Origin of the sequence: Gallibacterium salpingitidis (genome assembly GCF_001678495.1) — a bacterium.
Lineage (GTDB): Bacteria > Pseudomonadota > Gammaproteobacteria > Enterobacterales > Pasteurellaceae > Gallibacterium > Gallibacterium salpingitidis.
Genome location: NZ_JTJL01000057.1, coordinates 25,502 through 51,381, shown reverse-complemented (window position 1 = coordinate 51,381; position 25,880 = coordinate 25,502). Strand labels below are relative to the sequence as shown.

Below are 25,880 nucleotides of genomic sequence, written 5' to 3'. Positions count from 1 at the left end.
TATCTTGCAAGGGCTTTTTTATAGATTTTTAATAGGAAATGAACATAGGTGTGTGGCTAATCGGATCTTGATGAATTTCTCCATGCAAAGAGAATACTTTATTTAAAAGATCTTTCGTCATTACTGTTTCGGGTGCACCTTCTGCAATTAAAGTTCCTTGTTTTAATACGACTAGGTGATCGCAATATCGGCTAGCTTGGTTTAGATCGTGTAAAACAGTGATGATTGTTTTTCCCTTAGCTTTTTGCGATTGCATAATATTCATTAATTCTGTTTGATGATTAAGATCAAGGTAAGTTGTTGGCTCATCAAGTAACAGAAATGGTGAATCTTGAGCTAATGCCATAGCTAAAAAGACACGTTGTTTTTGACCTCCAGAGAGATCTGTTACTAGATTATTTGCTAGAGAAGTGACTTGAGTAATTTCCATTGCTTCTTCAATTTTCTCTTTATCTTCTGCTTTCAATTTTCCCCATAAATTTAAATAAGGGCTGCGACCATAGCTAATTAAAGATCGGACATTAATGCCTTCTGGGGTGATATGGTGTTGAGGTAGAAGGGCTAGTTGTTGTGCAAATTGATTAGCACTGTAGTGCCAAATATTTTTATTGTTTAATAATACTTCACCTTGTTTGATTGGTATAAGGCGAGCAATACTTTTGAGGAGTGTTGATTTACCACAACCATTGGGTCCAATTAACGCCGTAATTTGATTATCAGGAAAATTGACATTGAGCTTGTTTAGGATAATTTTTTTACCATAGCCAACAGTAAGTTGATGTGTTGAAAGTTGCATTATTTATTTTTCCTAATCAATAATAAAAAGAAATAAGGAGCACCGATGATTGCTGTTAAGATTCCTGCTGGAAGTTCTAGTGGTGGTGCAAGGGTGCGAGCAATAATATCAGCGAGTTGTAATAAAATTGCCCCAATCAAAATAGATGCTGGAATTAATATATGGTGATGTCCGCCAAATAATTTTCGTGCCATGTGTGGTGCCACTAATCCTAAGAAGGCAATTGGACCACAAACTGACACTGCTGTTGCTGAAAGAGCAACAGCAATTAATAGCGTGATTAGTTGTGTACGGTGGACATTTACGCCTAGATTATTTGCCTTTTCTTCTCCTAATCCTAACAAATCAAGAAATTTTCCTAACAATATGCTAGTGGGTAAAAATATTAGTAACCATGGCAGGGCAATATAAACAAAATCCCAACTTCTTCCCCATAAGCTTCCTGTTAGCCAAAGCATAGCAAGATTAATTTCTAGTGGTCTAGCTAACATAATATAATGCGTTATTGCTGCATATAAAGCAGAAAGTGCTACACCAATTAAAGCCATTTTTAGAGTAGAAAAACGATAACTACATAAGAACCATAGCAGCAGAAAAGCTGCAATACCTGCAATAAAAGTAATGGGTGGCAACCAGTAAATAGAAAGTGTTGGAAAAAAAGATAAAATTATGACAGCCGCTAAACCAGCAGCGTTGTTGATCCCAAGTATTTCTGGTGAAGCAAGAGGGTTTCTAATAATCGCTTGAACTAATGTTCCTGATAAAGCGAGTGCAGCGCCTAGAACAATAGCAAGCAATGCTCTAGGCAAACGATATTCAATGAGTGTGAAATAATCTTTACTATTCGCGTTAGTGAATGCTGAAATAAGATCAGATATAGATAAGGTATAAGTACCAAATATTAAACTGATCATAAATAGTAAGGTAACAATACTTAGCAGTAATATAAGGTAATATACTGACAATTTCATTATTGTTTCCCTCTTGCTAGCCAAACAAAGAATGGTGCACCAATAAGTGCTAATATTGCACCAGCAGGCAGTTCATTTGGAAATGTAATGGCACGAGCTAAAGTATCAGCAATGAGCATTAAAATTGCGCCAAATATTATAGACATTGGTAATGATTTTCTTAAATCATGACCAATCCAGTAACGTGCGATATGGGGAACTAATAGACCGATAAATGCAAATGGACCAGCAATACTAACGGTTGATCCAATTAAGAATAAGGCACACAAGTTAACGATAATTCTTAATTGGAAAAGGTTGATGCCGAGAGAAGTTGCCGTTTCATCACTTAAACTTAAAATATTTAATTTATTTGCCATTATCATGCTAATAATGATTGCTGGAAGGGTAAATGGTAATAATATTTTGACTGCTTCCCAGCGAATATGCCCGACTCCACCAGCTAACCAATTCATTATTCCATAGGCATTATCTTCAGATAAAATGAGCGTTAATTTTGTAAGTGCTGCGCATAACATAGATACTGCTATACCAGCTAGGACAATACGACTTCTTTCAACGTTGGTTCGCCAGCCAGCACTAATAGATATTACTAATAGCCAACTTAACCCGCCTCCAAGTGCTGCAACAAAACTAATACTGTATGATGACAGTAATGCAGGATTAAATGCAGTAGCTATCACCATTGCTAATGCTGCGCCAGAATTAATGCCTAGTAAAGATGGTGATGCGAGAGGATTTCTAGTAATACTTTGTAATAGTGCACCTGCAAGACTAAGAGAGGCACCAATCAACATTGCACAAATACTACGAGGAACTCGTAAATTGTTAACAGTAATGCTTGCAATGGAATTATGAGCATTAGTGAATAAAGTATACAAAGCATCATTTGCTGATATATTTAATGGGTAATAGAGAAAGAGGCTCCCCCAAAATAATAATAAAAGTACTAAAATGGGGCATAGCCAACGTAATAATACACTACGCATCTTTTATTTTGTCATTGTTTTTTGTAAGGTTTCAGCAATATTTTCTGCAGCATCTAAACCTCTAGAACGAGTCCATAGTGCAGCATCATTAACATTAATTACTTGATTTTTTTGGACAGCAGTTAGTGCTTGCCATAATGGTTCAGTTGCCCATTTTTTAGCGATACTTTCATCTCTATAATGAACAATAATGAGCCAATCTGGATTTGATGTTGCTAATTGTTCTAATCCAGCAGGATTATTAGCATCATCTTTTGTATTTAGTGGTTTATCTACAGTAAAACCTAAAGCTTCTAACAGGCTACCAGTATAAGATTTATTGGTTGTAATCAAGAATGAGGTTTCACGAGAAATACCTATTGTTGCATGAACTTTTGGTAATGATTTGGCAATTTCAGCCATTTTTTCTTTATGTTGTTTAATTCTTGCTTGCATTTCTTGTGACTTGCCAACAACATCAGCAATGGTTTGAGCAGATACAAGGTTATCTTGATAAGTTTCTTTGCGAGATTTTAGTAATAAAGTTGGTGCGATCTTCTTTAATTCTTCATATACAGCACTATGTCGATTTTGGTCAGCAATGATTAAATCTGGTTTTAATTCAGCGATCGCTTCTAGGCTTGGTTGAGAACGAGTACCAACAGATTTCCAATCATTAATTTTATTTCTCACACTTTGTAAAATACGAGTCTTATCGTTATCGTCAGCAACACCCACTGGGCTTACACCCACATTTGCTAGCGAATCTACAAAAGAATATTCGAGTGCTACAACTCTTTTAGGTGTTGTGTTAATTGTAAATTCACCTTGGGCATCTTTTACAGTAACTGCAATGGCAGAAAATGAACAGCACAACAGAACAGTGAGAGTAAAAAAATAACGAAATTTATGTAACATTGATTAGCTCCTAAATTAATTTAATCAATAAAATAATAGCAAATTATTGTACAAAATAACAACGAAAATAAGAATTCTTCTCAATTATGAGAGATATTAATTTTAGGAGCGTTGAAAATAAATTACACCTGCAACCAAAAGGTAACAGGTCCATCATTGGTGAGGGAAACTTGCATATCAGCGGCAAATTGTCCTGTTTGAACAGGCACTGTTTGGCGACATTTTTCAACAAAGTAGTTATAAAGCTCGGTAGCGAGTTCTGGACTACCAGAACGACTAAAACTCGGACGTAAGCCTTTCTTAGTATCGGCAGCAAGAGTGAATTGCGAAACCACTAATAATTCACCATTAATTTGTTGTACATTCAAATTCATCTTGCCGTTTTCATCGCTAAAAATACGATAATTTAAGACTTTTTCTGCCAATTTATCTGCTTTAAGCTTATCATCATCTTGTTCCACGCCAAGTAATACCAAAATGCCTTGCCCAATCTGCCCAATAGTTTGTTGATTAACGACGACATTGGCATTTGTAACACGTTGGATTAAAGCAATCATTTTTTCTCTCCAGTTGGTTTAGATTGGGTTAATTGTTGATAGAAATTGTCTAGATCGGGATCTGGTACGCCATTGCTCTTGATACGTTGTAGATCATCAAGCACTGCAGTTAATTGTGCACCGAGTAAAACAAAAGTCCAACTTAAGTGGATCCATAAGATCATAATTGGTAATGTAGCTAAGGCACCATAAATTAATTGATAAGATGGAAAAGCCTGCATATACCAAGTAAAACACGCTTTCCCTAGCGTGAAAAAGATTGCGGCAATTAACGCACCATAAGCAGCGTGTTTAATGTTTACTTTGGTGTTAGGTACGACAGCATAAATACAAGTAAAAGCTAACCATGTCAGTAAAAAAGGTACAAAGCTCAATAATTTTAAGCCGAAAGGCAATCCTGTTTTATAAGTAAATACAGAACTTGAAAAGATGTAAGAACTCACTCCAACACTAGTAGCGATAAAAATTGGACCCAAGGTGAGGATCATCCAATAAATAGAAAATGAGTATAAGGCAGAACGTTTTTTGCTGTTAAACCAAATATCATTAAGCGTAGTATCAATAGATCTAATCAACATTAAGGCGACAATAATTAAGCCAATGATACTGACACCGCTCATCTTTTTGGTATTGGCGAGAAACATACGCATATAGTGTTCAACTGTGTTACTCACAGAAGGAGCAAAATTAGTAAATATAAATTGTTCAAAATCTTGAACAAGATCGCCAAAAACAGGAAATGCAGCAAAAAAGGCAAAAATCACCATAAAGAGTGGCACAATCGCTAACATTGTGCTGTAAGTGAGAAAGCCTGCAGCTTGTGAAAGTTTATTTTGTTTAAAACGAAATAAAAAAACTTTAACTAAGATAATGAAACGCTGAATGATCAATTGTTGAGAAAGTATTTGCATAAACTACCTTATTAATGTTTTAACGACGAATTGCTAACCAATTGCGTAATATCGTTTCGCCATATTCGGTCATAAAAGATTCAGGATGAAATTGTACTCCATAAATAGGTAACTGACGATGTTGTATTGCCATAATCACACCTTGTTCGCATTCGGCAATGATTTCTAACGCATCAGGAAAGTTCGTTTTTTCAACTGCCCATGAATGATAAACTCCAATTTGACTATTATTAGGAACATTTTTCCATAAAGGTGAAGATACGGTTTGTCGTAAAGTAATATTTCTGCCATGTCTTACTTCTGGCAAATTGTAGAGTGAAGCACCAAAAAATTGACAGAGTGTTTGATGACCTAGACAGACACCCAGAATCACTTTGTTTTGATGATATTGCTGTAATAACTGGAAAAGCTGTGGATAAGCAGAGGGAATATCAGGCCCTGGTGATAGGAGTATGTGTGAATAACGATCTAATTCAGTAACAGGAATTTCATCATGTTGTATTACGGTAAATTTAGATGGCGGAATGATTTTGCGTAATAGATCAACTAGGTTGTAGGTGAAGGAATCGTGGTTATCAATTAGGAGCAGCATAAGATTTAGAGGTAGATTGTAATAAATGTTATTTTACTGATATATCGTGTTATAGAAAACAATAATAAAGACTTCTATAATGAATAAAATGGACAAACTTGAGAATTGTAATGAAAGATAGACATAGCTTAATCCTTGAGGTGTTGAACCAGAAAGGTAAGATTCAGATAAATGAGTTGGTTAAATTATTAAATGTTTCTGTAGAAACAGTAAGGCGAGATTTATCCTTTCTATCTCAACAGCAGTTACTTTATCGGACACATGGTGGGGCATTAAGTAAAAAAACAGATGATATTGGTAGTTCTTTCCAAGTTAGGCAAAAAACAAATGCAGAAGTAAAAAGAATCATTGCAGAACGGGTTGCAGAATACATTTATGAAGGAGCAGTTATTGGTCTAGATGCAAGCACAACGAGCTGGTATGTAGCACAGTTAATACCTAATATTCCTTGTTCTGTGGTGACAAATTCGATGCATAATATTACGGCGTTGGTGAATAAGCCGAATGTAAAGACGATTGCAACAGGTGGGGTTTATTCAGGGAAGTATGATGCTTTTTATGGTCCATTGTCAGAATATTTACTTTCTCGTTTGCATATTGATATTGGTATCTTTTCTTGTATTGGCGTGGATGATAATGGAGCTATTTGGGAGTCCAATGAGTTAAATGTTGCGATTAAACGCAAGATGATGGATGTTTCTAGCCAAAAATTTCTTTTGGTTGACCCTTCTAAATTTGGTAAGCAGAATTTAGTTCAATTAGCTGAAATTTCTCAAATTGATATGTTATTTACTCAAGGTAATATACCTGAACGATTATTAAAGTATTGTGATAAAAATGGTGTAACTGTATTTGGCTAATTATGCCTGAATTGACCGAATTTTGGTGAATTTTTATTTATTCGGTCAAGATTTTTTGAAAAAAATTCTGTATTTTGACTGTTTTCTGTGATTCTCCTCACAAAACGTAATCAAGTTCTAAAAATATCTTTTCCCTTTCCTTCTATTAATAGATGATTTTCTCCAGATAATTTGTGCTGTTTGAAGTACAAATTTACTTGTTTTCAAAAGTGAAATTAAAGGAGACATCTATGCAATCAGCAAAAATTAAGATTGGTATTAGACCAACTATTGATGGTCGTCGTATGGGAGTAAGAGAATCACTAGAAGCTCAAACTATGAATATGGCGAAATCTGTATCAGAGCTATTACAAACTCATATCCGACATACAGATGGTCAATTTGTTGAATGTGTTATTGCTGATACTTGTATTGGCGGTGTAGCTGAAGCCGCAGCTTGTGCTGAAAAATTTAAGTTAAACAATGTAGGCGTGGTTATTACAGTGACGCCTTGTTGGTGTTATGGTTCTGAAACGATTGATATGGATCCTCATATGCCGAAAGCTATTTGGGGATTTAATGGTACGGAACGCCCAGGAGCAGTTTACTTAGCTGCAGCACTAGCTGGGCATACACAAATGGGTTTACCTGCATTCTCAATTTATGGTACAGAAGTTCAAGAAGCGAATGACATAACAATTCCTGAGGATGTAAAGGAGAAATTATTACGTTTTGCTAGAGCAGGATTAGTGGTAGCAAGTATTAGAGGGAAATCTTATTTATCAATAGGTTCTGTTTCAATGGGGATTGCAGGCTCTATTGTTGATCAATCTTTCTTCCAACATTACTTAGGCATGCGCAATGAATATGTTGATATGACAGAAATTAAGCGTCGTTTGGATAGAAACATTTATGATCAAGAAGAAGTTGAATTAGCGCTATCTTGGGTAAAACAATACTGTAAAGAAGGGATTGATACTAATAAGCCAGAATTCCAGCGTTCTCCTGCCGAAAAAGAGGAGCTTTGGGAAAATGTAGTGAAAATGACGATTATTGCCCGTGACTTAATGGTTGGAAATCCAAAATTAGCTCAATTAAATTTTGGTGAAGAAGCATTAGGGCATAACGCAATAGCAGCGGGTTTCCAAGGACAAAGACAATGGACAGATCACCTACCTAATGGTGATTTTATGGAAGCTATTCTCAATTCTACCTATGACTGGAATGGTGTACGTCCTCCATTCATTATGGCAACAGAAAATGACTCACTCAATGGAGTTACGATGTTGCTTGCTAATCAATTAACAGGTCAAGCTCAAATTTTTGCTGATGTTCGTACTTATTGGAGTGAAGAATCTGTTGAGCGTGTAACAGGTTTCCGTCCGGAACAAGGTTTTCTTCATTTGTTAAATTCTGGTTCAGCTGCATTAGATGGTACAGGTCAGCATCAAAACGAAAAAGGTGAACATTTAATCAAGCCTGTTTGGGAGGTAACGGAACAGGATGGTAAACGTTGTGTAGAAAATACACGTTGGTGTGCAGCTGTTCACGAATATTTTCGTGGTGGTGGATTATCTTCGCAATTCCTTACTAAAGGAGGGTTGCCATTTACCATGAGTCGCATCAATTTAGTTAAAGGATTAGGACCTGTCTTACAACTTGCAGAAGGTTGGTCGATTGAATTGCCTCAAGATGTACATGAAACATTAAGTAAACGTACTAATGAAACTTGGCCTTGTACTTGGTTTGTTCCTCGTCTTACTGGCAAGGGGGCGTTCACTGATGTTTATTCGGTTATGGCAAATTGGGGAGCTAATCATTGTGTTGTGAGTTATGGACATATTGGTGCGGATCTTATTACTTTAGCATCAATGCTACGTATTCCAGTGTGTATGCACAATGTCGAAGATGATGCCATTTTCCGTCCAAGTGCATGGAACGCATTTGGTCAAGACAAAGAAGGTCAAGATTATCGAGCCTGTCAAAATTTTGGTCCATTATATAAATGATCTATTTATTGGTAACACTTCCTCGTTTTGAGGAAGTGTTCTAAAAGGAGTTATAAATGGCTATTGCATTGATTCTAGATTGTGGAGCAACTAATGTTCGAGCAATCGCAATGAATGATCAAGGTAAGATGATTGCTTCCACTCATCAGATAAATCAAACACTTTCTGATATAAAAAATCCAGATTACAAAGTTTGGGATTTTGAGCAAATTACAAGAAAGTTATTTGACTGTGCTAAACAAGTTACGAAAAAACTCGCTGATTTGCAATTAGAGGTAGATGTCATTGGAGTTACCACATTTGGCGTAGATGGTGCACCTTTCATTCGATGTGAACAATGTTACCCGATAATTTCTTGGAAATGCCCTCGTACATTACCGGTCATGCAATCGTTAATACAAGAGTTTGATGTTGCAGCTTTATACCAACGTAATGGAATTGGACAATATAGTTTTAACACCTTGTATAAATTACGCTGGTTACAGCAAAATGAAGCTGATTTATACAAAAAGATAGAACACTTCTTATTTATCTCTTCAATGCTGACTTATCGTTTAACAGGAGTAATGACTACTGATAGAACGATGGCAGGCACTTCTATGATGACTAACCTACAGACAGAAACTTGGGATACTGAGGTATTAGCTTTTTTAGGACTACTACCTGAACAATTACCTCCATTAGTGAGTGCTGGAGAACAGATTGGTAAATTGTTACCTGATGTTGCTAAACAACTTGGAGTAGCTTCAGGAATACCAGTTGTTTCTTGTGGTCACGATACTCAATTCGCCATCTTAGGATCTGGTGCAGGCTTAAACCAACCTGTTTTAAGTTCTGGAACTTGGGAAATCTTAATGGCAAGAACGCAGAAAGCGATTGTGCAACAGGAATTCTTATCTCAAGGATTAACAACAGAATGGGATGCAGAAAAAGGAATATTTAACCCAGCAGTGCAATGGGTAGGATCTGGGATTCTAGAGTGGGTAGGCAAATTATTGTTTAGTGATTGTTATGGAAAAGACAATTATTACCAAACAATGATAACAGAAGCTGAAGCTGTAGATAGAGATGCTAATAGGGTATCTGTTCAAGGGAATTTTGAGTTTAGTGATTGTTCTCTTGGACTAGGACAGTTCAGTGGACTCTCTATGCATACTACTCGTGGTGAAATCTATATCGCTATGTTGGAGTATTTAGCGAATAAATTGAAATCAAGTCTAGCATTATTGCAACAGGTAGGGTGTTTCCAAGCGGATAGTTTGATCTGTGTTGGGGGTGGAGCGAAGAACAGATTATGGAACCAAATTAGAGCTAATACCATTGGTTTACCGATTGAAGTTGTTCAGGTGTCTGAATCAACGGCGTTGGGGGCAGCAATGACAGCTTTTAAAGGGATTAATGTTTATCAAGACGTAGCCACTGCTCAACAAGTAATGAAATCTTCTAGAGAAGTGGTTAATCCTCAGTCTTAGAGATTAGATAAGGAGAAGAAAATGTTAAAGGGAATACATCCAGCAATTTCACCAACATTATTGAAAGTATTAGCTGAGATGGGGCATGGAGATGAACTAGTGTTAGCCGATGCTCATTTTCCAGGACATCAATTACACCACCAAGTACTGAGAGCTGATGGTGTCGATATTGCAACGTTATTAGAAGGGATTAGTCAATTAATCGAATTAGATCAATATGTTGATACACCATTAATAATGATGCAGGTAGTAGAGGGAGATACATTAGATCCAAGTGTGGAGCGGCGTTATGTATCAGCTATTCAGCAAAATATAACAGAAAAATTAAATTTAACACGTATTGATCGTTTTTCTTTCTATGAAAGAGCAAAACAGGCTTTTGCTGTAGTAATAACGGGAGAAACTGCAAAATACGGCAACATTATCATTAAAAAAGGGGTTACCCCAGTTAAGGATTAATTATGAATAGAGAACAACTTTCACAAAAAATTATTGATACTTGTTTAGAGATGACTCGTTTAGGTTTGAATCAAGGTACAGCAGGTAATGTAAGTGTACGCTATCAGGATGGAATGCTTATTACACCAACAGGTATGCCGTATGAGCAAATGACTATAGATAGCATTGTTTATGTTGATAACAATGGAAATTATGAAGAGGGTAAATTGCCTTCTAGTGAATGGCATTTCCATTTAGCAGTTTATAAAGCGCGTAATGATGTAGATGCTGTAGTACATAACCATGCTCTTAATTGTGCTGCAGTATCTATTTTAGAAAAATCAATTCCTGCCATTCATTATATGATTGCTGTTGGCGGTACGGATCATATTCCTTGTGTACCTTATGCGACTTTTGGAACACATCAATTAGCTGAATACGTTTATCAAGGTATTCAAACATCAAAAGCAATTCTATTAGCTCATCACGGATTAATTGCGGCAGAAAAAAACTTAGATAAAGCATTGTGGTTAGCTCATGAAGTTGAAGTATTAGCAAGTTGGTATATGAAATTGCTGGCAACAGGTTTACCTATTCCGACACTTCCTGCTGAGGAAATGAAAATTGTATTAGAAAAATTTAAATCTTACGGTTTGAGAGTCGAGGAATAGTTTTATCTATTCAATAAAAGGAGACAAATTTATGAAAGCAAAAGTATTAGAAAAACAATATGTGATACCGTTCATTCTGCTGACATCTTTGTTTGCATTATGGGGGTTTGCGAATGATATTACCAATCCAATGGTAGCTGCATTTCAAACAGTAATGGAAATCCCTGCATCACAAGCGGCCCTTGTCCAGTTTGCTTTTTATGGCGGTTATGGGACGATGGCAATTCCTGCAGCATTATTTGTAAGTCGTTATAATTATAAATATGGTGTCCTTTTAGGTTTAGCTTTGTATTGTATAGGCGCTTTATTATTTTACCCTGCTGCAAAATATGAAATGTTTTCTTTCTTTTTGTTTTCACTCTATATTTTGACTTTTGGACTGGCATTTTTGGAAACTACCGCCAATCCATATATATTATCAATGGGAGATCCACAAACAGCGACCAGAAGATTAAACTTTGCTCAGTCATTTAATCCTCTAGGATCTATTTTTGGTATGTTTGTAGCGTCACAGTTTGTTTTAACTCAGTTAGATTCTGATAAGCGAGATGCAGCAGGAAATCTTATATTTCCAACATTATCTACTGCTGAAAAAACAATTATAAAAACGCATGATTTAGCGGTTATCCGAGATCCTTATGTCATATTAGGATTCGTTGTTTTAGCGATTTTAATTATTATAGCACTGTATAAAATGCCTAAAACTCGTACTGAAGAACAACCAAGAATTAGCTTTTCTGAAGCAGTAGGACGTTTATCAAAAAATGCAAAATATCGTGAGGGTGTTATAGCTCAGGTATTTTATGTAGCTACGCAAATTATGTGTTGGACGTTTATCATTCAATACGCAGAACGGTTAGGTTTTACTAAAGCAGAAGCACAAAATTTCAATATTATGGCAATGGGACTCTTTATTGTAAGTCGTTTTATTAGTACCGCATTAATGAAATATCTCAAAGCTGAATTAATGTTGATGTTATTTGCTTTAGGTGGTTTAGCAACAATACTAGGTGTTATTTTTATAGATGGCGTATTGGGGGTGTATTGCTTAATTTTAACTTCAGGTTTTATGTCGTTAATGTTCCCAACTATTTATGGTATTGCCTTAAATGGATTGAAAGAGGAATCTACCTTAGGTGCAGCAGGACTAGTAATGGCGATTGTAGGTGGAGCATTAATGCCTCCTTTACAAGGCTCTATTATTGATATGGGAGAGGTGGCAGGTTTACCAGCAGTTAATGCATCTTTTATATTACCGCTTATTTGTTTTGTGGTGATTGCTATTTATGGCTATCGCTGTTGGAAGATATTGAAATAAATATTTTATAAGGCTGAGTATAAAAACCTTGATAAGAGCTACTTATCAAGGTTTTTTATAATTTAAGTATTTTAGAGTTAAAAAAATATTACTTTTTTGTGTTTGTTTTTTTATTGTAACAGGAGTATTCTTAGCTAAACCGATTTAGCTAAGAAAAAATTCTGCTTAAAGAGCAGAATTCTTTTTTTGCTAACTAGAGTGTTTTTGTTTGTAGGCATAGATATAGCAAATAGCAATATGTTCTGCGAACGTGTTTAGGCGTGCTGGTTAATCATCAGCAATGGTAGTTATTCTCTGTATGAGCAGAGAAAGCATGAAAAACGATAACTGAAATATGGGTTATTCCATGTAGTTCATCTAGTTAGGAGCTTTTATGCAAGAGGCGAGTGTATCTCAATCGAAGTGGGGAAAAACAATTACAACAGTAATTTTTTCTCTGCTTTCTTTAATTTTATTAGTGGCTGGTATATGGCTGGCTGCATTAGGAGGTTCTATCTATTATCTGTTAGCCGGGATTGTGTTAGCAGTCATCACCGTTTTATGGATAAAAGATAAAATTTCTGCATTATGGCTTTATAGCATCGGCTTACTTGTTACATTGATTTGGTCTTTGTGGGAGGTAGGTACTGATTTCTGGGCATTAGCACCACGAGTCGATATTTGGTTTTTACTCGGTGTGTGGTTATTGTTCCCATTTACCAATCGAATGTTAGCTCAACATAGCAACATTAAAGCAGCAAAAGGCAGCTTATCTGTGGTGATGTTAGCGGTATTGGCAGTGTTGGGATACAGTATTTTTAATGATCCACAAGAAATCAATGGCACTATCAGCCGCGCACAACCGGAAAATAGTACACCAGTTGCTGGCGTTGCTGAGGCAGATTGGCCAGCGTATGGACGTACGCAAGCTGGCGAACGTTATTCACCGCTTAATCAAATTAATGTGGATAATGTGAAAAATCTAGAAGTTGCGTGGACATATCACACAGAAGATATGAAAACAGAGAAAGATTCTGGTGAAAGTACTTATGAAGTAACACCGATTAAAGTGGATAACACCCTTTATCTCTGTACTACACACCAATTTTTAGATGCAGTTGATGCCGAAACAGGTAAACGGTTATGGCGTTTTGATCCGCATTTAGCACCAACCAAACGTTTCCAACATATGACATGTCGTGGCGTTTCTTACTATGATGAGAAAACCGCTGCAGCAATTAATCCAAAAAGTGCTTCAGTGAGTGATAGTGTGCCGTCAGCTGTTTGCCCACGTAAAATCTTATTACCTGTCAATGATGGACGTTTAATTGCAGTGAATGCAGACACCGGCGAGGCTTGTAGTGATTTTGGTGAGAAAGGAACAATCAATTTAAGAAAGAAAATGCCTTATGATTATCCTGGTGGATATAATCCAACCTCACCAGCAGTTGTGACCGCTTCAACCATTATTATTGGCGGATCAGTAACAGACAATTTATCTAATAAAGAGCCGTCTGGTGTAATTCGTGGTTATGATGTCAATAGTGGCGAACTTAAATGGGTGTTTGATACTGGAGCGCAAGATCCGAATGCAATGCCGGGTGAAGATACTGACTTTGTGCATAATTCACCAAATGCTTGGGCGCCGCTTGCTTATGATGCGGAAAGAGATATTGTCTATATTCCGACTGGCGTTGGTACACCGGATATTTGGGGCGGTAATCGTACAAATTTAAAAGAACGTTATGCAAATTCTGTATTGGCATTAAATGCAACAACAGGAAAATTATTGTGGAGTTTCCAAACCACACACCACGATTTATGGGATATGGACGTTCCGTCACAACCATCACTTGGCGATTATCAATTACCGAATGGACAGAAAGTTCCAGCGATTTATGTATTAACTAAAACAGGTAATCTCTTTGTATTAAATCGTGAAACTGGAGAACCGCTTGTACCGGTAGAAGAGCGTCCAGTGCCACAAACCGTTGCACGAGGCCCACAAACTTTTGGTGAACATTATTCTGCAACTCAACCATTTACTGAAATTAATTTAGCACCACCTGGAAAATTAACTGATAAAGATATGTGGGGTGCAACTATGTTCGATCAGTTGATGTGCCGTATTATCTTTAAATGACTAAATTATGATGGAATTTATACACCACCGTCAGAAAATGGTACTTTAGTGTTCCCTGGTAATCTTGGGGTATTTGAATGGGGCGGTTTATCATTGAATAGTGATCGACAAGTTGCCGTAATGAATCCTCTCGCCTTACCGTTTGTGTCAAAATTGAAAAGAGAAGATCCAAATCGTGCTGAAACCATTAAAGGTAGCGGTACGGAAGGCGGCTTCCAACCAATGTATGGTACACCATATAGTGTTAGCCTTGAGCCATTCCTTTCACCATTAGGTTTACCATGTAAACAACCGGGTTGGGGATATATTGCTGGCGTTGATTTAACTACTCATAAGATTGTGTGGAAAAAACGTATTGGTACCATTCGTGATAGCTTACCGAAACTTATGCAGCTACCGCCGTTGAAGATTGGGGTACCAGGACTTGGTGGCGTTATTTCCACTGCTGGTGGTGTAATGTTTGTTGCTGCGACACAAGACAATTACATTCGTGCATTTAATGTGAGTAATGGTGAACAACTCTGGCAAGCTCGTTTACCAGCTGGTGGACAAGCGACACCAATGACATATATGCAAAATGGTAAACAATATATTGTCATTATGGCTGGTGGCCACAGTTCATTTGGTACGAAATTAGGCGATGCGTTAGTTGCTTATAAGTTGCCAGATGCTAAGTAAGTTAGTTGTTTAAAATTAGTGATTTTAAAATCTGTACCGAATACTATTTCTTGGTGTAAGGTACAGATTTTTTTATGTTTTTTATCTTAAACCTGCCAAGAAAGTAAAGCCCACCTAGCTTGTCCATGTTTGATTGGGGTTTTAGTGTTTATTCTTTCATTATAAAAGTTTTCTAATGCCAATTTTTCATTGTTAGTTAAACCACCTAACGTGAATTCAACTGATTTCAGTAAATCGTTAAAATTTTCTCCTTGATAGGTTGCAACATCTGAATGAATAAAAGTAAGTTCGGCTTGGATTCCTCGTTGGTATAAGCGATTGAGTAAATAGATATAAGAGGGAAATCCAGCATCATGTTCACGTCCGATGGCACGCAATAGATCAGGATCTAAAAAATGCGCTTGGGTGGTGGCAGTAAGATAAACACGCTTTTTCGCTTTACTAATTATTTTATCAATGGCTTGGTCTAAATCACTGACCAGAGTGGAACGGGAAGCTACAACAACATCAGCTTGCGGTACATTATCCCAATTTTCTTCCCAAGAGGTGTGGATAGTTGAGATATTGGAGAGATGCCAACGCTGTTGATATTGAGTAAGGACGGATAACATACCTTGACTATAATCTAACGCATAAACATATTGGCACTGTTTTGCTAATGGTAAGGCGAGTGTTCCCGGTCCACAACCAATATCTAATACTGTTTCGTCTGCTTGGATATTGATCGCTTGTAGTAATGTTTCAGTGTAATGGCTCGTTTGTTCAACGAGATGTTTTGCCATTTTTTCTGCTTTGGCATCCCATTTTTCAGCAGGAATATGATGATGATTACAGGATGTAAGGTGTTGATAATAAAGGGAGGAAAAATCTATATCAAAGATGGTTTTCATATTATATTCCTTACTAAATTTTTGTAGCCAAAGCAGCAACAGTGTATAAGGAATAAGAGCAAAAAGAAACCGCCATCAATAATGAATTAATGGCGGTTTCTACTTTATCAATTATTGTCTAGCAACCATTTTGTCGTTTTCAAAATCAATTTCAATGGTCTTATCTGGTAATAAGGCACCAGACAAAATTTGTTGTGCGAGTGGGTTTTCCACTAAGTTTTGAATTGCACGTTTTAATGGTCTTGCTCCATAAACAGGATCATAGCCAACTTGACCTAAATAGTCTAAGGCGTGATCGCTGAAATGTAAGCGATAACCATGTTCTTGCATACGTTTGATTAAACGTCCTAATTGGATAGACGCAATCGCACGAATATTTTCTTTACCAAGTGGATGGAACACGACTGTTTCATCAATACGGTTGATAAATTCTGGACGGAAATGTTGTCCAACAACTGACATTACTAACTCTTTCATTTCGCCATAATCAAGCTCTTCGGTATGAGATTGAATTAAATCCGAACCTAAGTTAGAAGTCATAATTACCACTGTATTACGGAAATCAACAGTACGACCCTGACCATCGGTTAAACGCCCATCATCTAAAACTTGCAACAAAATGTTGAACACATCACGATGTGCTTTTTCCACTTCATCTAACAGAATAACAGAATATGGACGGCGACGAACGGCTTCGGTTAAGTAACCACCTTCTTCATAACCAACATATCCTGGAGGCGCACCAACTAAACGAGAAACAGAATGTTTTTCCATAAACTCAGACATATCAATACGCACCATTGCATCTTCACTATCAAACATAAAGTTAGCAAGTGTTTTACAGAGTTCAGTTTTACCAACCCCAGTTGGGCCTAAGAAAAGGAATGAACCAATTGGACGATTAGGATCAGCCAAACCCGCACGACTACGACGAATTGCATTGGCTACGGCTTCCACAGCTTCATTTTGTCCAATCACACGTTTGTGTAGCTCATCTTCCATACGTAAAAGTTTTTCTTTTTCACCTTCCATCATACGGGCAACTGGAATACCTGTCGCACGAGAAAGCACTTCTGCAATCTCTTCATCAGTAACACGATAACGCAATAATGTCATCTCTTTACCTTCAGCATTTTCCGCTTGTTCCAATTGTTTTTCTAAATTTGGAATGGTGCTGTATTTTAATTCTGACATTTTAGCAATATCACCGGCACGATAAGCTTGTTCCATTTGTGTTTTTGCACTGTCTAACTGAGCCTTGATATGTTGTGCGCCAGAAAGAGAGGCTTTTTCACTTTTCCAAACTTCTTCTAATTCAGAGTATTCTTTTTCCTTTTCACTTAACTCTTTTTCCAACATTTCAAGACGCTTACGGCTAGCATCATCTTCTTCTTTTTGCAACGCTTGTTGTTCCAATTTAAGTTGGATAATACGGCGTTCCAATTTATCTAATGGTTGTGGTTTAGAGTCAATTTCCATACGAATGCTTGATGCCGCTTCATCAATCAGGTCAATTGCTTTATCTGGCAACTGACGATCAGAGATGTAACGATGTGATAATGTCGCTGCAGCAACAATCGCAGGGTCAGTAATTTGTACGTGGTGGTGGATTTCGTAACGCTCTTTCAAACCACGCAAGATAGCAATAGTATCTTCAACACTTGGTTCATCGACCAATACCTTTTGGAAACGACGCTCTAATGCAGCATCTTTTTCAATATATTGGCGATATTCATCCAAAGTGGTTGCCCCAACGCAATGCAATTCACCACGAGCTAATGATGGTTTTAATAAGTTACCAGCATCCATTGCCCCATCAGTTTTACCTGCGCCAACCATTGTGTGAATTTCATCAATAAAGAGAATGACACGTCCTTCTTCTTTGGCAATTTCGTTTAAAACTGCTTTTAAACGTTCTTCAAATTCACCACGATATTTTGCCCCAGCAATTAAAGCACCCATATCAAGCGAAAGTACACGTTTATGACGTAATCCTTCAGGTACTTCACCATTTACAATACGTTGTGCTAAACCCTCAACGATGGCGGTTTTACCAACCCCAGGTTCCCCGATTAATACAGGGTTGTTTTTAGTACGACGTTGTAGTACTTGAATCGTACGGCGAATTTCATCATCACGTCCAATCACAGGATCGAGTTTTCCACTTTCCGCACGAGCTGTTAAGTCAATGGTATATTTTTGTAATGCTTGGCGAGTTTCTTCTGCACCAGCATCATTGACATTTTCTCCGCCACGCATCTTATCAATGCTTGCGATTAAATTTTGTTTTGTTAAGCCATTTTTCTTTAACAGATCGCTTAACTTATCTGAACTTTCTAACGCAGCTAATACAAAAAGTTCAGACGAAATAAATTTATCATTACGTTGTTGTGCAAACTTATCGCATAAATTCAACATTCTCAATAATGCAGGTGAAACTTGGACATCGCCGCCATTGCCTGATACACGCGGTAAGCGATCAATTTCTTGTGTAATGGCTTGGCGTAGTTGCGCTGCATTGACACCAGCAGAGGTTAATAACGGTGCAATAGAACCACCTTCTTGTTGTAGTAAAACACTCATTAAGTGTAATGGTTCGATATATAGCTGATCTTTACCTAAAGCAAGAGATTGTGCTTCAGCTAAAGCCTGTTGGAATTTGGTTGTAAATTTTTCAATATTCATATAATCCTCCTCGACGATACTTCGTCATTCGCGAGGCATAAGATGGGTATGTGTTAAATAGTTTCAAGGGGAAAATGCAAAATTTATATGCAAAAAGTTGAATATGAAAAAATAAGGCAAATGAACTTGATTAGAGGAAATTGCAAATAATAGAAGATTAGTTATGATCTTTAGCTTTCGTTTGAATTAACAATAGAGCAATGACAACATCACAACTTCGTTATCTGCATTTACAAGTGAACCGAAAGTTAACCGCGTGTTTGCAAACAGCGGAAAAATTTTTTCAATGCCAGTTTGCACGTCCAACAATTAGCTATAAGCTGCGCGGCATGAAAGCAGGGGTAGCTTATTTACAGCAATGGGAAATACGCCTAAATCCAACATTGTTGCTAGAAAATCAACAAGCCTTTATTGATGAAGTTGTCCCACACGAATTGGCACATTTATTAGTGTACAAACAGTTTGGTCGAGTACAGCCACATGGCAAAGAGTGGCAGATGGTGATGAATAAGGTGTTTAAGTTAGAGGCAAGAACTAGACATCAATTTGCAGTAGAGAGCGTGCAAGGGGAGACTTATCCGTATCGTTGTGCTTGCCAATTACACCATTTAACTAAAAGAAGACATAATAAGATTTTGCGAGAAGGCGTGGAGTATTTCTGTAAAAAATGTAAGACAAAGTTACAGATTGCAAAACTTGAGAATGAAGCTACTAAATTTTAATGACTATGCTATATTTTCGCGGATTTATTTAATCACAATAGGAGAGGATATATGAAAAAACTATTAATTGCTGCGTTAGGCGCATTAGCAGTAGCTTCAACGGCCAATGCTGAAGTTTATGTACAAGGAGATTTAGGGTACGCAAAATTAAAAACTTCAGGATTTGAACATAGTGGTAATTTTAGCGGTTCTAGTTTTTCACCTAGTATTGCAGTAGGTTATAAAATGGGCGATTGGCGTACTGCGTTAGATTATACCTATTATGGAAAAGCAGACAGTAGTTATTCCGATGAAGGCGTGACAGGAAAAGCGGATGTTAAGGCAAAAGGCTTTGGTGTATCTGCAATTTATGATATTGACTTAAATACAGTATTGAAACCTTATGTTGGTGTGCGTGTTTCTAGTAACCAAGTGACAGTAAAAGATAATTATGTCCAAAAAGACTCTGCTGGTAGAGATATTCGAAGTTATGAAAAAGATTCATCAACTAAATTTGGTTACGGTGCAATGGTTGGGGCAAATTATGGTTTAGCGCCAAATTTAGATCTTAATACTGCATTAGAATACAACCGTTTAGGTAATTGGGATGGTGTAAAATTAAATCAATATGGTTTAAAAGTAGGGCTTAAATATTCGTTCTAAGTGACTTTTCTCTAATTAAGAAAGTGTGATCTGCAAAGATCGCACTTTTTTATTACCTAAAATCTTGAAATCTCTTTTTTCACACCTATTTTATCCAGCCGATGTGCGACGATAATCGTCACTGTTTAGTTTTTGTATGTTGGTTGATACCGAGAAGGGAATATATATGAGTAAAAATCAAGAAACCAGAGGCTTTCAATCAGAAGTAAAACAACTTCTGCAATTAATGATCCATTCACTTTATTCTAATAAAGAAATCTTTTTAAGAGAGTTAATTTCTAATGCGTCTGATGCAGCGGATAAATTACGTTTTAAAGCATTGTCTGCACCAGAATTGTATGAAGGTAATGGTGATTTGAAAGTTCGTATCAGTTTTGATGCGGATAAAGGTACTTTAACCATTAGTGATAATGGTATTGGTATGACGCGTGAACAGGCGATTGAGCATCTTGGTACGATTGCAAAATCAGGTACAAAAGAATTTCTTTCTTCATTGGGTACAGAACAAGCAAAAGATAGTCAATTAATTGGACAATTCGGGGTAGGCTTCTATTCTGCATTTATTGTTGCTGATAAAGTCACCGTAAAAACACGTGCTGCTGGTGTAAGTGCGGATCAAGGGGTACTTTGGGAATCTGCAGGTGAAGGAGAATTTAGCGTTGCCGATATTGAGAAAAAAGATCGTGGTACAGAAATTACCTTACATTTGCGTGAAGATGAAAAAGAGTTTTTAAACGAATGGCGTTTACGTGAAATTATCGGTAAATACTCAGATCATATTGGTTTACCTGTGGAAATTCTGACTAAAGAGTACGATGAAGAAGGGAAAGAAACAGGCGTTAAATGGGAAAAAATCAATAAAGCGCAAGCGCTTTGGACTCGTTCTAAGTCAGAAATAAGTGATGAAGAGTATAAAGAGTTTTATAAACATTTGAGCCACGATTTTGCTGATCCAATGTTATGGGCACATAATAAAGTTGAAGGAAATCAAGAATATACCAGCTTATTGTATTTACCAGCGAAAGCGCCTTGGGATCTCTTTAATCGTGAGCAAAAACACGGCTTAAAATTGTATGTGCAACGTGTCTTTATTATGGATGATGCCGAACAATTTATGCCGAACTATCTGCGTTTTGTGAAAGGATTAATTGATTCTAATGACTTGCCATTAAACGTTTCACGTGAAATTTTACAAGATAATAAAGTGACTGCTGCTTTACGTAAGGCATTGACTAAACGTGCGTTAGGAATGTTGGAAAAATTGGCGAAAGATGAAGATCAAAGTAAATATCAACAATTCTGGCAAGAGTTTGGCTTGGTATTGAAAGAAGGTCCAGCGGAAGATCCAACTAATAAAGAAGAAATTGCGAAATTATTACGTTTTGCCTCAACACATAATGATAGTAGCGAACAAACCGTATCATTAACTGATTATGTTGCTCGTATGAAAGAGGGGCAAAAAGCGATTTACTATATTACAGCGGATAGTTATACCGCAGCGAAAAATAGCCCACATTTAGAGATCTTCAATAAGAAAGGGATTGAAGTATTATTACTGTCTGATCGTATTGATGAATGGATGTTAAGTTATTTAACCGAGTTTGATGGTAAGCCGTTACAAACTATTACTAAATCAGATCTTGATTTAGGTGATTTGGCGGATAAAGAGGAAGAAAGTAAGCAAAAAGAAGATGATCAAGCCTTTACTTCTTTCATTGAGCGTGTGAAAACCTTATTGGGTGAACGTGTGAAAGATGTGCGTTTAACTCACCGTTTAAGTGAAACACCTGCGATTGTTTCTACAGATAGCGATCAAATGACTACACAAATGGCGAAATTATTTGCTGCTGCAGGACAAAAAATGCCAGAAGTAAAATATACGTTTGAGCTTAATCCTGAACATCATTTAGTGAAGAAAGTAGCAGATATTGCTGATGAACAACAATTTGCTGAGTGGGTGGAATTATTATTCGATCAAGCCCTATTAGCAGAACGTGGTACATTAGAAAATCCAACTGCCTTTATTAAGCGAGTAAATAAACTATTATCTTAATAGGTTCTTAAGAAGAAAAAAGTCCGCCAGTTGGTGGACTTTTTGATCCTTTTCTTTATGAGTTCTTTTTAAGAGCCTGACGCAATTTTTTTCGTTTGTGCATAAAAAAGCCTACGATGTCATAGAGGATGCCAGGTACGGCTACGCATGCCATAAATATTGGATTAATGTCTTTTGCCAAGACGAGAAAAGCTGACAGTATAAGGATAAATACTGTACTCAAGAATGGAAGGCAAAGACCAATTATGCAGGTAATCACAAAGACGACCCAAATCCCGAACGTGATCTCTTCGCCCATGAACCAATAGTACATGTCATAACTTTGCAATAGGAACGTCAAAATGTAGATAACAATCAGGATGCCATGAAGGGAATATGAGGGAATTATTGTGAGTTTCATAATAGACCTTTGGAACATCAGTATATGTTAGTGTCTCTATTATAGAGATTCTATTTGCTGTTACAGTAAAAATCTAGATCATAATGTTATCAACCCCTCTTCACAAAATGAAAATACCTGATTTTTTCCAATAATTAGGTGATCTAATACTCGTACATCAATTAATTGGCAGATTTGTTGAATGTTTTTAGTGATTTGAATATCTTGTTGGCTAGGCGTAGTAATACCAGAAGGGTGATTATGTGCCAAGATTAATGCTGCTGCATTATATTGCAAGGATAGTTTGATAATTTCTCTAGGGTGAACTTGCGTACTATTGATCGTGCCTTGAAATAGAATTTCTTGTTTAATTAGATAATGTTGATTATCTAAGAATAACACCATAAAAACTTCGCGTTGCTGTGTTGCTAACTCACTCTGTAAATACAATTTAGTACATTCAATATTATTAAATAGCGGTTGTTGCTTTAGTTCTTCACTTAAATAACGTTTTGTCATTTCGACACAAGCTTGTAGTTGAATATATTGGGTAATACCTAATCCTTTTACTTCACAAAATTGTGTTATTGATGCGGTGAGTAATTCACGTAATGAACCAAAGTGTGATAATGCGTTATTGGCTAATGTCATTACAGGACAATTTTTAAAACCAGTACGTAAAAAAATTGCTAACAGCTCTTGATCGGTGAGATGAGCTGCACCTTGTTGTAATAATTTTTCTCGTGGCATTAAATCAGTCATAAGTTTGTAATTAGATTGGTGAAACTCTTCATATTTATATTATGACAAAGGTGTTTAAATAGATTTTGGATAGCTTTTTTGGAAAGAGTGTCACAAAATTGAAAAAAATCATTTTTTAGCGGAATAAAACAAAGGGTAAATTGGCAGGGTAGTAAATATCCAGTAGAATGCTTTATCTTTTGTTGATTTTTCTAGAGGTTATCAACTCGTGGATAATATTCTCCAACAAAAACGGATTCTGGTCGGGATTACTGGCGGTATTGCAGCATATAAAACGATTGAGTTTATTCGTTTATTACGTAAGCAAAATGCAGAAGTCAGAGTAGTGTTAACCGAAGCAGCATCTCATTTTGTTTCCCCTCTTACTTTACAAGCTATTTCTGGTAACGCGGTTTCACAATCTTTATTTGATCCACAAGCTGAATTGGCAATGGGACATATTGAATTGGCAAAATGGGCGGATGCGATTGTGATTGCGCCAGCCACCGCTGATTTTCTAGCTCGGTTTAATTTAGGACTGGCGAATGATTTGTTAACAACTTTATGTTTAGCAACATCAGCGCCGATTTTTATCGCACCAGCGATGAATCAACAAATGTATGCGCAAACAGTAGTACAGCAACATCTTAGTTCTCTACGTCAACGAGGTATTACTATTATTGGACCAAATAGCGGTGAACAAGCCTGTGGTGATGTTGGTGCTGGTAGAATGTCAGAGCCGGTAGAAATTTTTACTGCGTTGGCTGATGCATTTTGTCGTGAACAGCCATTAGCTGGGATAACAGTGGCGATTACTGCTGGACCAACTCAAGAACCTATTGATCCAGTTCGTTATATTTCTAATTACAGTTCCGGTAAAATGGGGTATGCCATTGCAGAGGCCTTTGCGCAGCAAGGGGCAACCGTTACCTTGATTAGTGGGCCAGTGAATTTAACGACACCGCCTAATGTGAAAAAAATCGCCGTAACCACTGCACAACAAATGTGGCAGCAATCAATGACAGCTGCCGTCACTCATCAAATTTTTATTGGGTGTGCCGCAGTAGCGGATTATCGGGTGGCGGAAATTGCGCCACAAAAAATAAAGAAAAGTGGTGATGAATTAACATTAAAATTGGTGAAGAATCCTGATATTATTGCCGACGTTGGTCATCTTACAGAACATCGACCTTTTACTGTTGGTTTTGCTGCTGAAACACAAGATGTGGAAAATTATGCAAAAGATAAGTTGGTACGTAAGCAATTAGATTTAATTTGCGCTAATGATGTTTCGATCGCGGGGCAAGGATTTAGTAGTGATCAAAATGCGTTACAACTTTTTTGGCATAAAGGTAGTGCAACTTTACCGTTAACAAATAAGCGGCAATTAGCAGAACAATTAGTCAACCATATTATTAATCTTTATCAAACAACAAAAAATAATGATGAAAAAAATTGATGTCAAAATTCTTGATGCACGTATTGGTAGTGAATTTCCATTACCAAGTTATGCAACAGAGGGATCTGCTGGTTTAGATCTTCGCGCTTTAATTGATGAAAAAATCGTATTGCAGCCAGGAGAAACTCGTCTAATTCCTACCGGACTTTCTATTTATATTGCAGATCCAACCTTAGCCGCGGTGATTTTACCTCGTTCAGGTTTAGGACATAAACATGGGATTGTGTTAGGTAATTTGGTGGGATTGATTGATTCAGATTATCAAGGTCCATTAATGATTTCTGCGTGGAATCGTAGCCAACAACCTTTCACCATTGAGGTTGGTGATCGCATTGCACAGCTTGTGTTTGTTCCTGTCGTACAAGCTGAATTTAATATTGTGACTGATTTTGAACAGACAGAACGAGGCAGCGGTGGATTTGGTCATACAGGAAAATAAGCCAAAAAAGAAGATCGAGAAGCGATCATTAGCGGCGAGAAGGCAACAAGTATTGACGATTGTTGCGCATTTATTACATTCTGAACAAGGAATGGAACGCATTACAACGGCAAAATTAGCTGAAGCTGTGGGCGTTTCAGAAGCAGCGTTATATCGCTATTTTCCAAGCAAAACGAAGATCTTTGAAGCGTTAATTGAACAAATTGAAACGGTATTGTTGCAACGTATTACACAATCAATGAAGATGCAGACTGATACCAAAATGCGAGTGCATGATATCTTACAAATGGTATTAACTTTTGCGCAAAAGAATCCAGGATTAACGCGAATTTTAACCGGGCATGCCTTGATGTTTGAGGATAAGTCTTTACAAATAAGGGTAGCCACGTTTTTTGATCGCTTGGAATTACAATTGGTGAATGTATTACAAATGCGAAAATTGCGTGAGGGACGTGGTTTTAAAGTGGATGAGCGTGTGATTGCTGGTCATTTGGTTTTATTATGTGAAGGGCAATTTATGCGTTATGTACGTTCAAATTTCCGTCATTTACCAAGTCAAGATTTTGCTATGCAATGGCAATTGATCGAGCCACTTTTTGATTAGGTATTA

The 25,880-nt window shown here is 37.0% G+C and carries 22 protein-coding genes and 1 pseudogene; 13 read left to right on the top strand and 10 right to left on the bottom strand.

From position 1 onward, the window contains the following. Positions 1 to 28: 28 nt before the first annotated feature. The 7 genes from fecE to QS62_RS09930 all read right to left on the bottom strand — a co-directional run bounded on the left by fecE (position 29) and on the right by QS62_RS09930 (position 5,713). Positions 29 to 796: a Fe(3+) dicitrate ABC transporter ATP-binding protein FecE gene (fecE, locus tag QS62_RS09960; RefSeq protein ID WP_066109601.1), complete on the bottom strand. Its 768-nt coding sequence runs from the start codon at positions 794 to 796 to the stop codon at positions 29 to 31. Further along, on the bottom strand, positions 796 to 1,767 hold the full coding sequence (gene fecD, locus QS62_RS09955) for a Fe(3+) dicitrate ABC transporter permease subunit FecD (protein ID WP_066109597.1): 972 nt from the start codon (positions 1,765 to 1,767) through the stop codon (positions 796 to 798). Before fecD ends, fecE begins: the two co-directional genes overlap by 1 nt. After that, a complete protein-coding gene (fecC, locus tag QS62_RS09950) occupies positions 1,767 to 2,756 on the bottom strand; it encodes an iron-dicitrate ABC transporter permease FecC (RefSeq protein WP_066109594.1) in 990 nt (329 codons plus the stop codon). Before fecC ends, fecD begins: the two co-directional genes overlap by 1 nt. Before the next feature lie 3 nt (positions 2,757 to 2,759). After that, positions 2,760 to 3,653 carry a Fe(3+) dicitrate ABC transporter substrate-binding protein gene (locus QS62_RS09945; RefSeq protein WP_066109592.1) on the bottom strand — a complete coding sequence of 298 codons (894 nt, stop codon included), beginning with the start codon at positions 3,651 to 3,653 and terminating at the stop codon, positions 2,760 to 2,762. A 122-nt stretch (positions 3,654 to 3,775) separates the two neighbouring features. Then, positions 3,776 to 4,210, bottom strand: a complete 435-nt coding sequence (gene dtd, locus QS62_RS09940) for a D-aminoacyl-tRNA deacylase (protein WP_066109586.1) — start codon at positions 4,208 to 4,210, stop codon at positions 3,776 to 3,778. Then, positions 4,207 to 5,121 (bottom strand): virulence factor BrkB family protein, encoded by a 915-nt coding sequence (locus tag QS62_RS09935; protein WP_066109583.1) that lies wholly within the window; start codon positions 5,119 to 5,121, stop codon positions 4,207 to 4,209. Before QS62_RS09935 ends, dtd begins: the two co-directional genes overlap by 4 nt. Positions 5,122 to 5,140: 19 nt before the next feature. Further along, positions 5,141 to 5,713 carry an anthranilate synthase component II gene (locus QS62_RS09930; RefSeq protein ID WP_066109581.1) on the bottom strand — a complete coding sequence of 191 codons (573 nt, stop codon included), beginning with the start codon at positions 5,711 to 5,713 and terminating at the stop codon, positions 5,141 to 5,143. Positions 5,714 to 5,823: 110 nt separating this feature from the next. On the opposite strand from QS62_RS09930, the gene QS62_RS09925 reads away from it, so the two are divergent. The 7 genes and pseudogenes from QS62_RS09925 (at position 5,824) to QS62_RS09895 (ending at position 15,260) form a co-directional block, all read left to right on the top strand. Next, positions 5,824 to 6,573, top strand: coding sequence for a DeoR/GlpR family DNA-binding transcription regulator (locus QS62_RS09925; protein ID WP_066109579.1), 750 nt, complete (start codon positions 5,824 to 5,826; stop codon positions 6,571 to 6,573). Positions 6,574 to 6,803: 230 nt separating this feature from the next. Further along, positions 6,804 to 8,561, top strand: a complete 1,758-nt coding sequence (gene fucI / locus QS62_RS09920) for an L-fucose isomerase (protein ID WP_066109576.1) — start codon at positions 6,804 to 6,806, stop codon at positions 8,559 to 8,561. Positions 8,562 to 8,617: 56 nt separating this feature from the next. After that, entirely contained in the window at positions 8,618 to 10,033 is a 1,416-nt protein-coding gene (gene fucK, locus QS62_RS09915) for an L-fuculokinase (RefSeq protein WP_066109574.1), read from the top strand. A 21-nt stretch (positions 10,034 to 10,054) separates the two neighbouring features. Then, the gene (gene fucU / locus QS62_RS09910; RefSeq protein WP_066109572.1) at positions 10,055 to 10,492 is read left to right on the top strand and encodes an L-fucose mutarotase; all 438 of its coding nucleotides are present in this window, start codon (positions 10,055 to 10,057) and stop codon (positions 10,490 to 10,492) included. A 2-nt stretch (positions 10,493 to 10,494) separates the two neighbouring features. Then, a complete protein-coding gene (gene fucA / locus QS62_RS09905; RefSeq protein WP_066109567.1) occupies positions 10,495 to 11,142 on the top strand; it encodes an L-fuculose-phosphate aldolase in 648 nt (215 codons plus the stop codon). 31 nt (positions 11,143 to 11,173) lie between these two features. Next, a complete protein-coding gene (gene fucP, locus QS62_RS09900; protein WP_066109562.1) occupies positions 11,174 to 12,460 on the top strand; it encodes an L-fucose:H+ symporter permease in 1,287 nt (428 codons plus the stop codon). A 373-nt stretch (positions 12,461 to 12,833) separates the two neighbouring features. Beyond that, positions 12,834 to 15,260, top strand: a pseudogene (locus QS62_RS09895) (glucose/quinate/shikimate family membrane-bound PQQ-dependent dehydrogenase). 86 nt (positions 15,261 to 15,346) lie between these two features. On the opposite strand, the gene QS62_RS09890 reads toward QS62_RS09895, so the two are convergent. Both QS62_RS09890 and clpB read right to left on the bottom strand, forming a co-directional pair. Then, positions 15,347 to 16,150, bottom strand: coding sequence for a class I SAM-dependent methyltransferase (locus QS62_RS09890; protein WP_066109559.1), 804 nt, complete (start codon positions 16,148 to 16,150; stop codon positions 15,347 to 15,349). Between the two features lie 111 nt (positions 16,151 to 16,261). Then, a complete protein-coding gene (gene clpB / locus QS62_RS09885; protein ID WP_066109557.1) occupies positions 16,262 to 18,835 on the bottom strand; it encodes an ATP-dependent chaperone ClpB in 2,574 nt (857 codons plus the stop codon). Between the two features lie 200 nt (positions 18,836 to 19,035). On the opposite strand from clpB, the gene QS62_RS09880 reads away from it, so the two are divergent. The 3 genes from QS62_RS09880 (at position 19,036) to htpG (ending at position 22,252) form a co-directional block, all read left to right on the top strand. After that, the gene (locus tag QS62_RS09880) at positions 19,036 to 19,557 is read left to right on the top strand and encodes a SprT family zinc-dependent metalloprotease (RefSeq protein WP_066109554.1); all 522 of its coding nucleotides are present in this window, start codon (positions 19,036 to 19,038) and stop codon (positions 19,555 to 19,557) included. A gap of 51 nt (positions 19,558 to 19,608) precedes the next feature. Continuing rightward, a complete protein-coding gene (locus QS62_RS09875) occupies positions 19,609 to 20,199 on the top strand; it encodes an opacity family porin (RefSeq protein WP_066109551.1) in 591 nt (196 codons plus the stop codon). Between the two features lie 166 nt (positions 20,200 to 20,365). Next, positions 20,366 to 22,252, top strand: coding sequence for a molecular chaperone HtpG (htpG, locus tag QS62_RS09870; protein WP_066109548.1), 1,887 nt, complete (start codon positions 20,366 to 20,368; stop codon positions 22,250 to 22,252). A gap of 478 nt (positions 22,253 to 22,730) precedes the next feature. Here htpG and radC read toward each other — a convergent pair whose 3' ends face one another. Then, the gene (gene radC, locus QS62_RS09860) at positions 22,731 to 23,393 is read right to left on the bottom strand and encodes a RadC family protein (RefSeq protein WP_066109541.1); all 663 of its coding nucleotides are present in this window, start codon (positions 23,391 to 23,393) and stop codon (positions 22,731 to 22,733) included. 217 nt (positions 23,394 to 23,610) lie between these two features. Between radC and coaBC the strand changes: the two genes are divergently transcribed. The 3 genes from coaBC to slmA are packed head-to-tail and all read left to right on the top strand — an operon-like array spanning position 23,611 to position 25,874. Then, the gene (gene coaBC, locus QS62_RS09855) at positions 23,611 to 24,831 is read left to right on the top strand and encodes a bifunctional phosphopantothenoylcysteine decarboxylase/phosphopantothenate--cysteine ligase CoaBC (protein ID WP_414146322.1); all 1,221 of its coding nucleotides are present in this window, start codon (positions 23,611 to 23,613) and stop codon (positions 24,829 to 24,831) included. Then, on the top strand, positions 24,818 to 25,270 hold the full coding sequence (gene dut / locus QS62_RS09850; protein WP_066109648.1) for a dUTP diphosphatase: 453 nt from the start codon (positions 24,818 to 24,820) through the stop codon (positions 25,268 to 25,270). Before coaBC ends, dut begins: the two co-directional genes overlap by 14 nt. Then, positions 25,245 to 25,874, top strand: coding sequence for a nucleoid occlusion factor SlmA (gene slmA / locus QS62_RS09845; protein ID WP_066109534.1), 630 nt, complete (start codon positions 25,245 to 25,247; stop codon positions 25,872 to 25,874). The genes dut and slmA overlap by 26 nt, the downstream gene beginning before the upstream one ends. Positions 25,875 to 25,880: the final 6 nt, after the last annotated feature.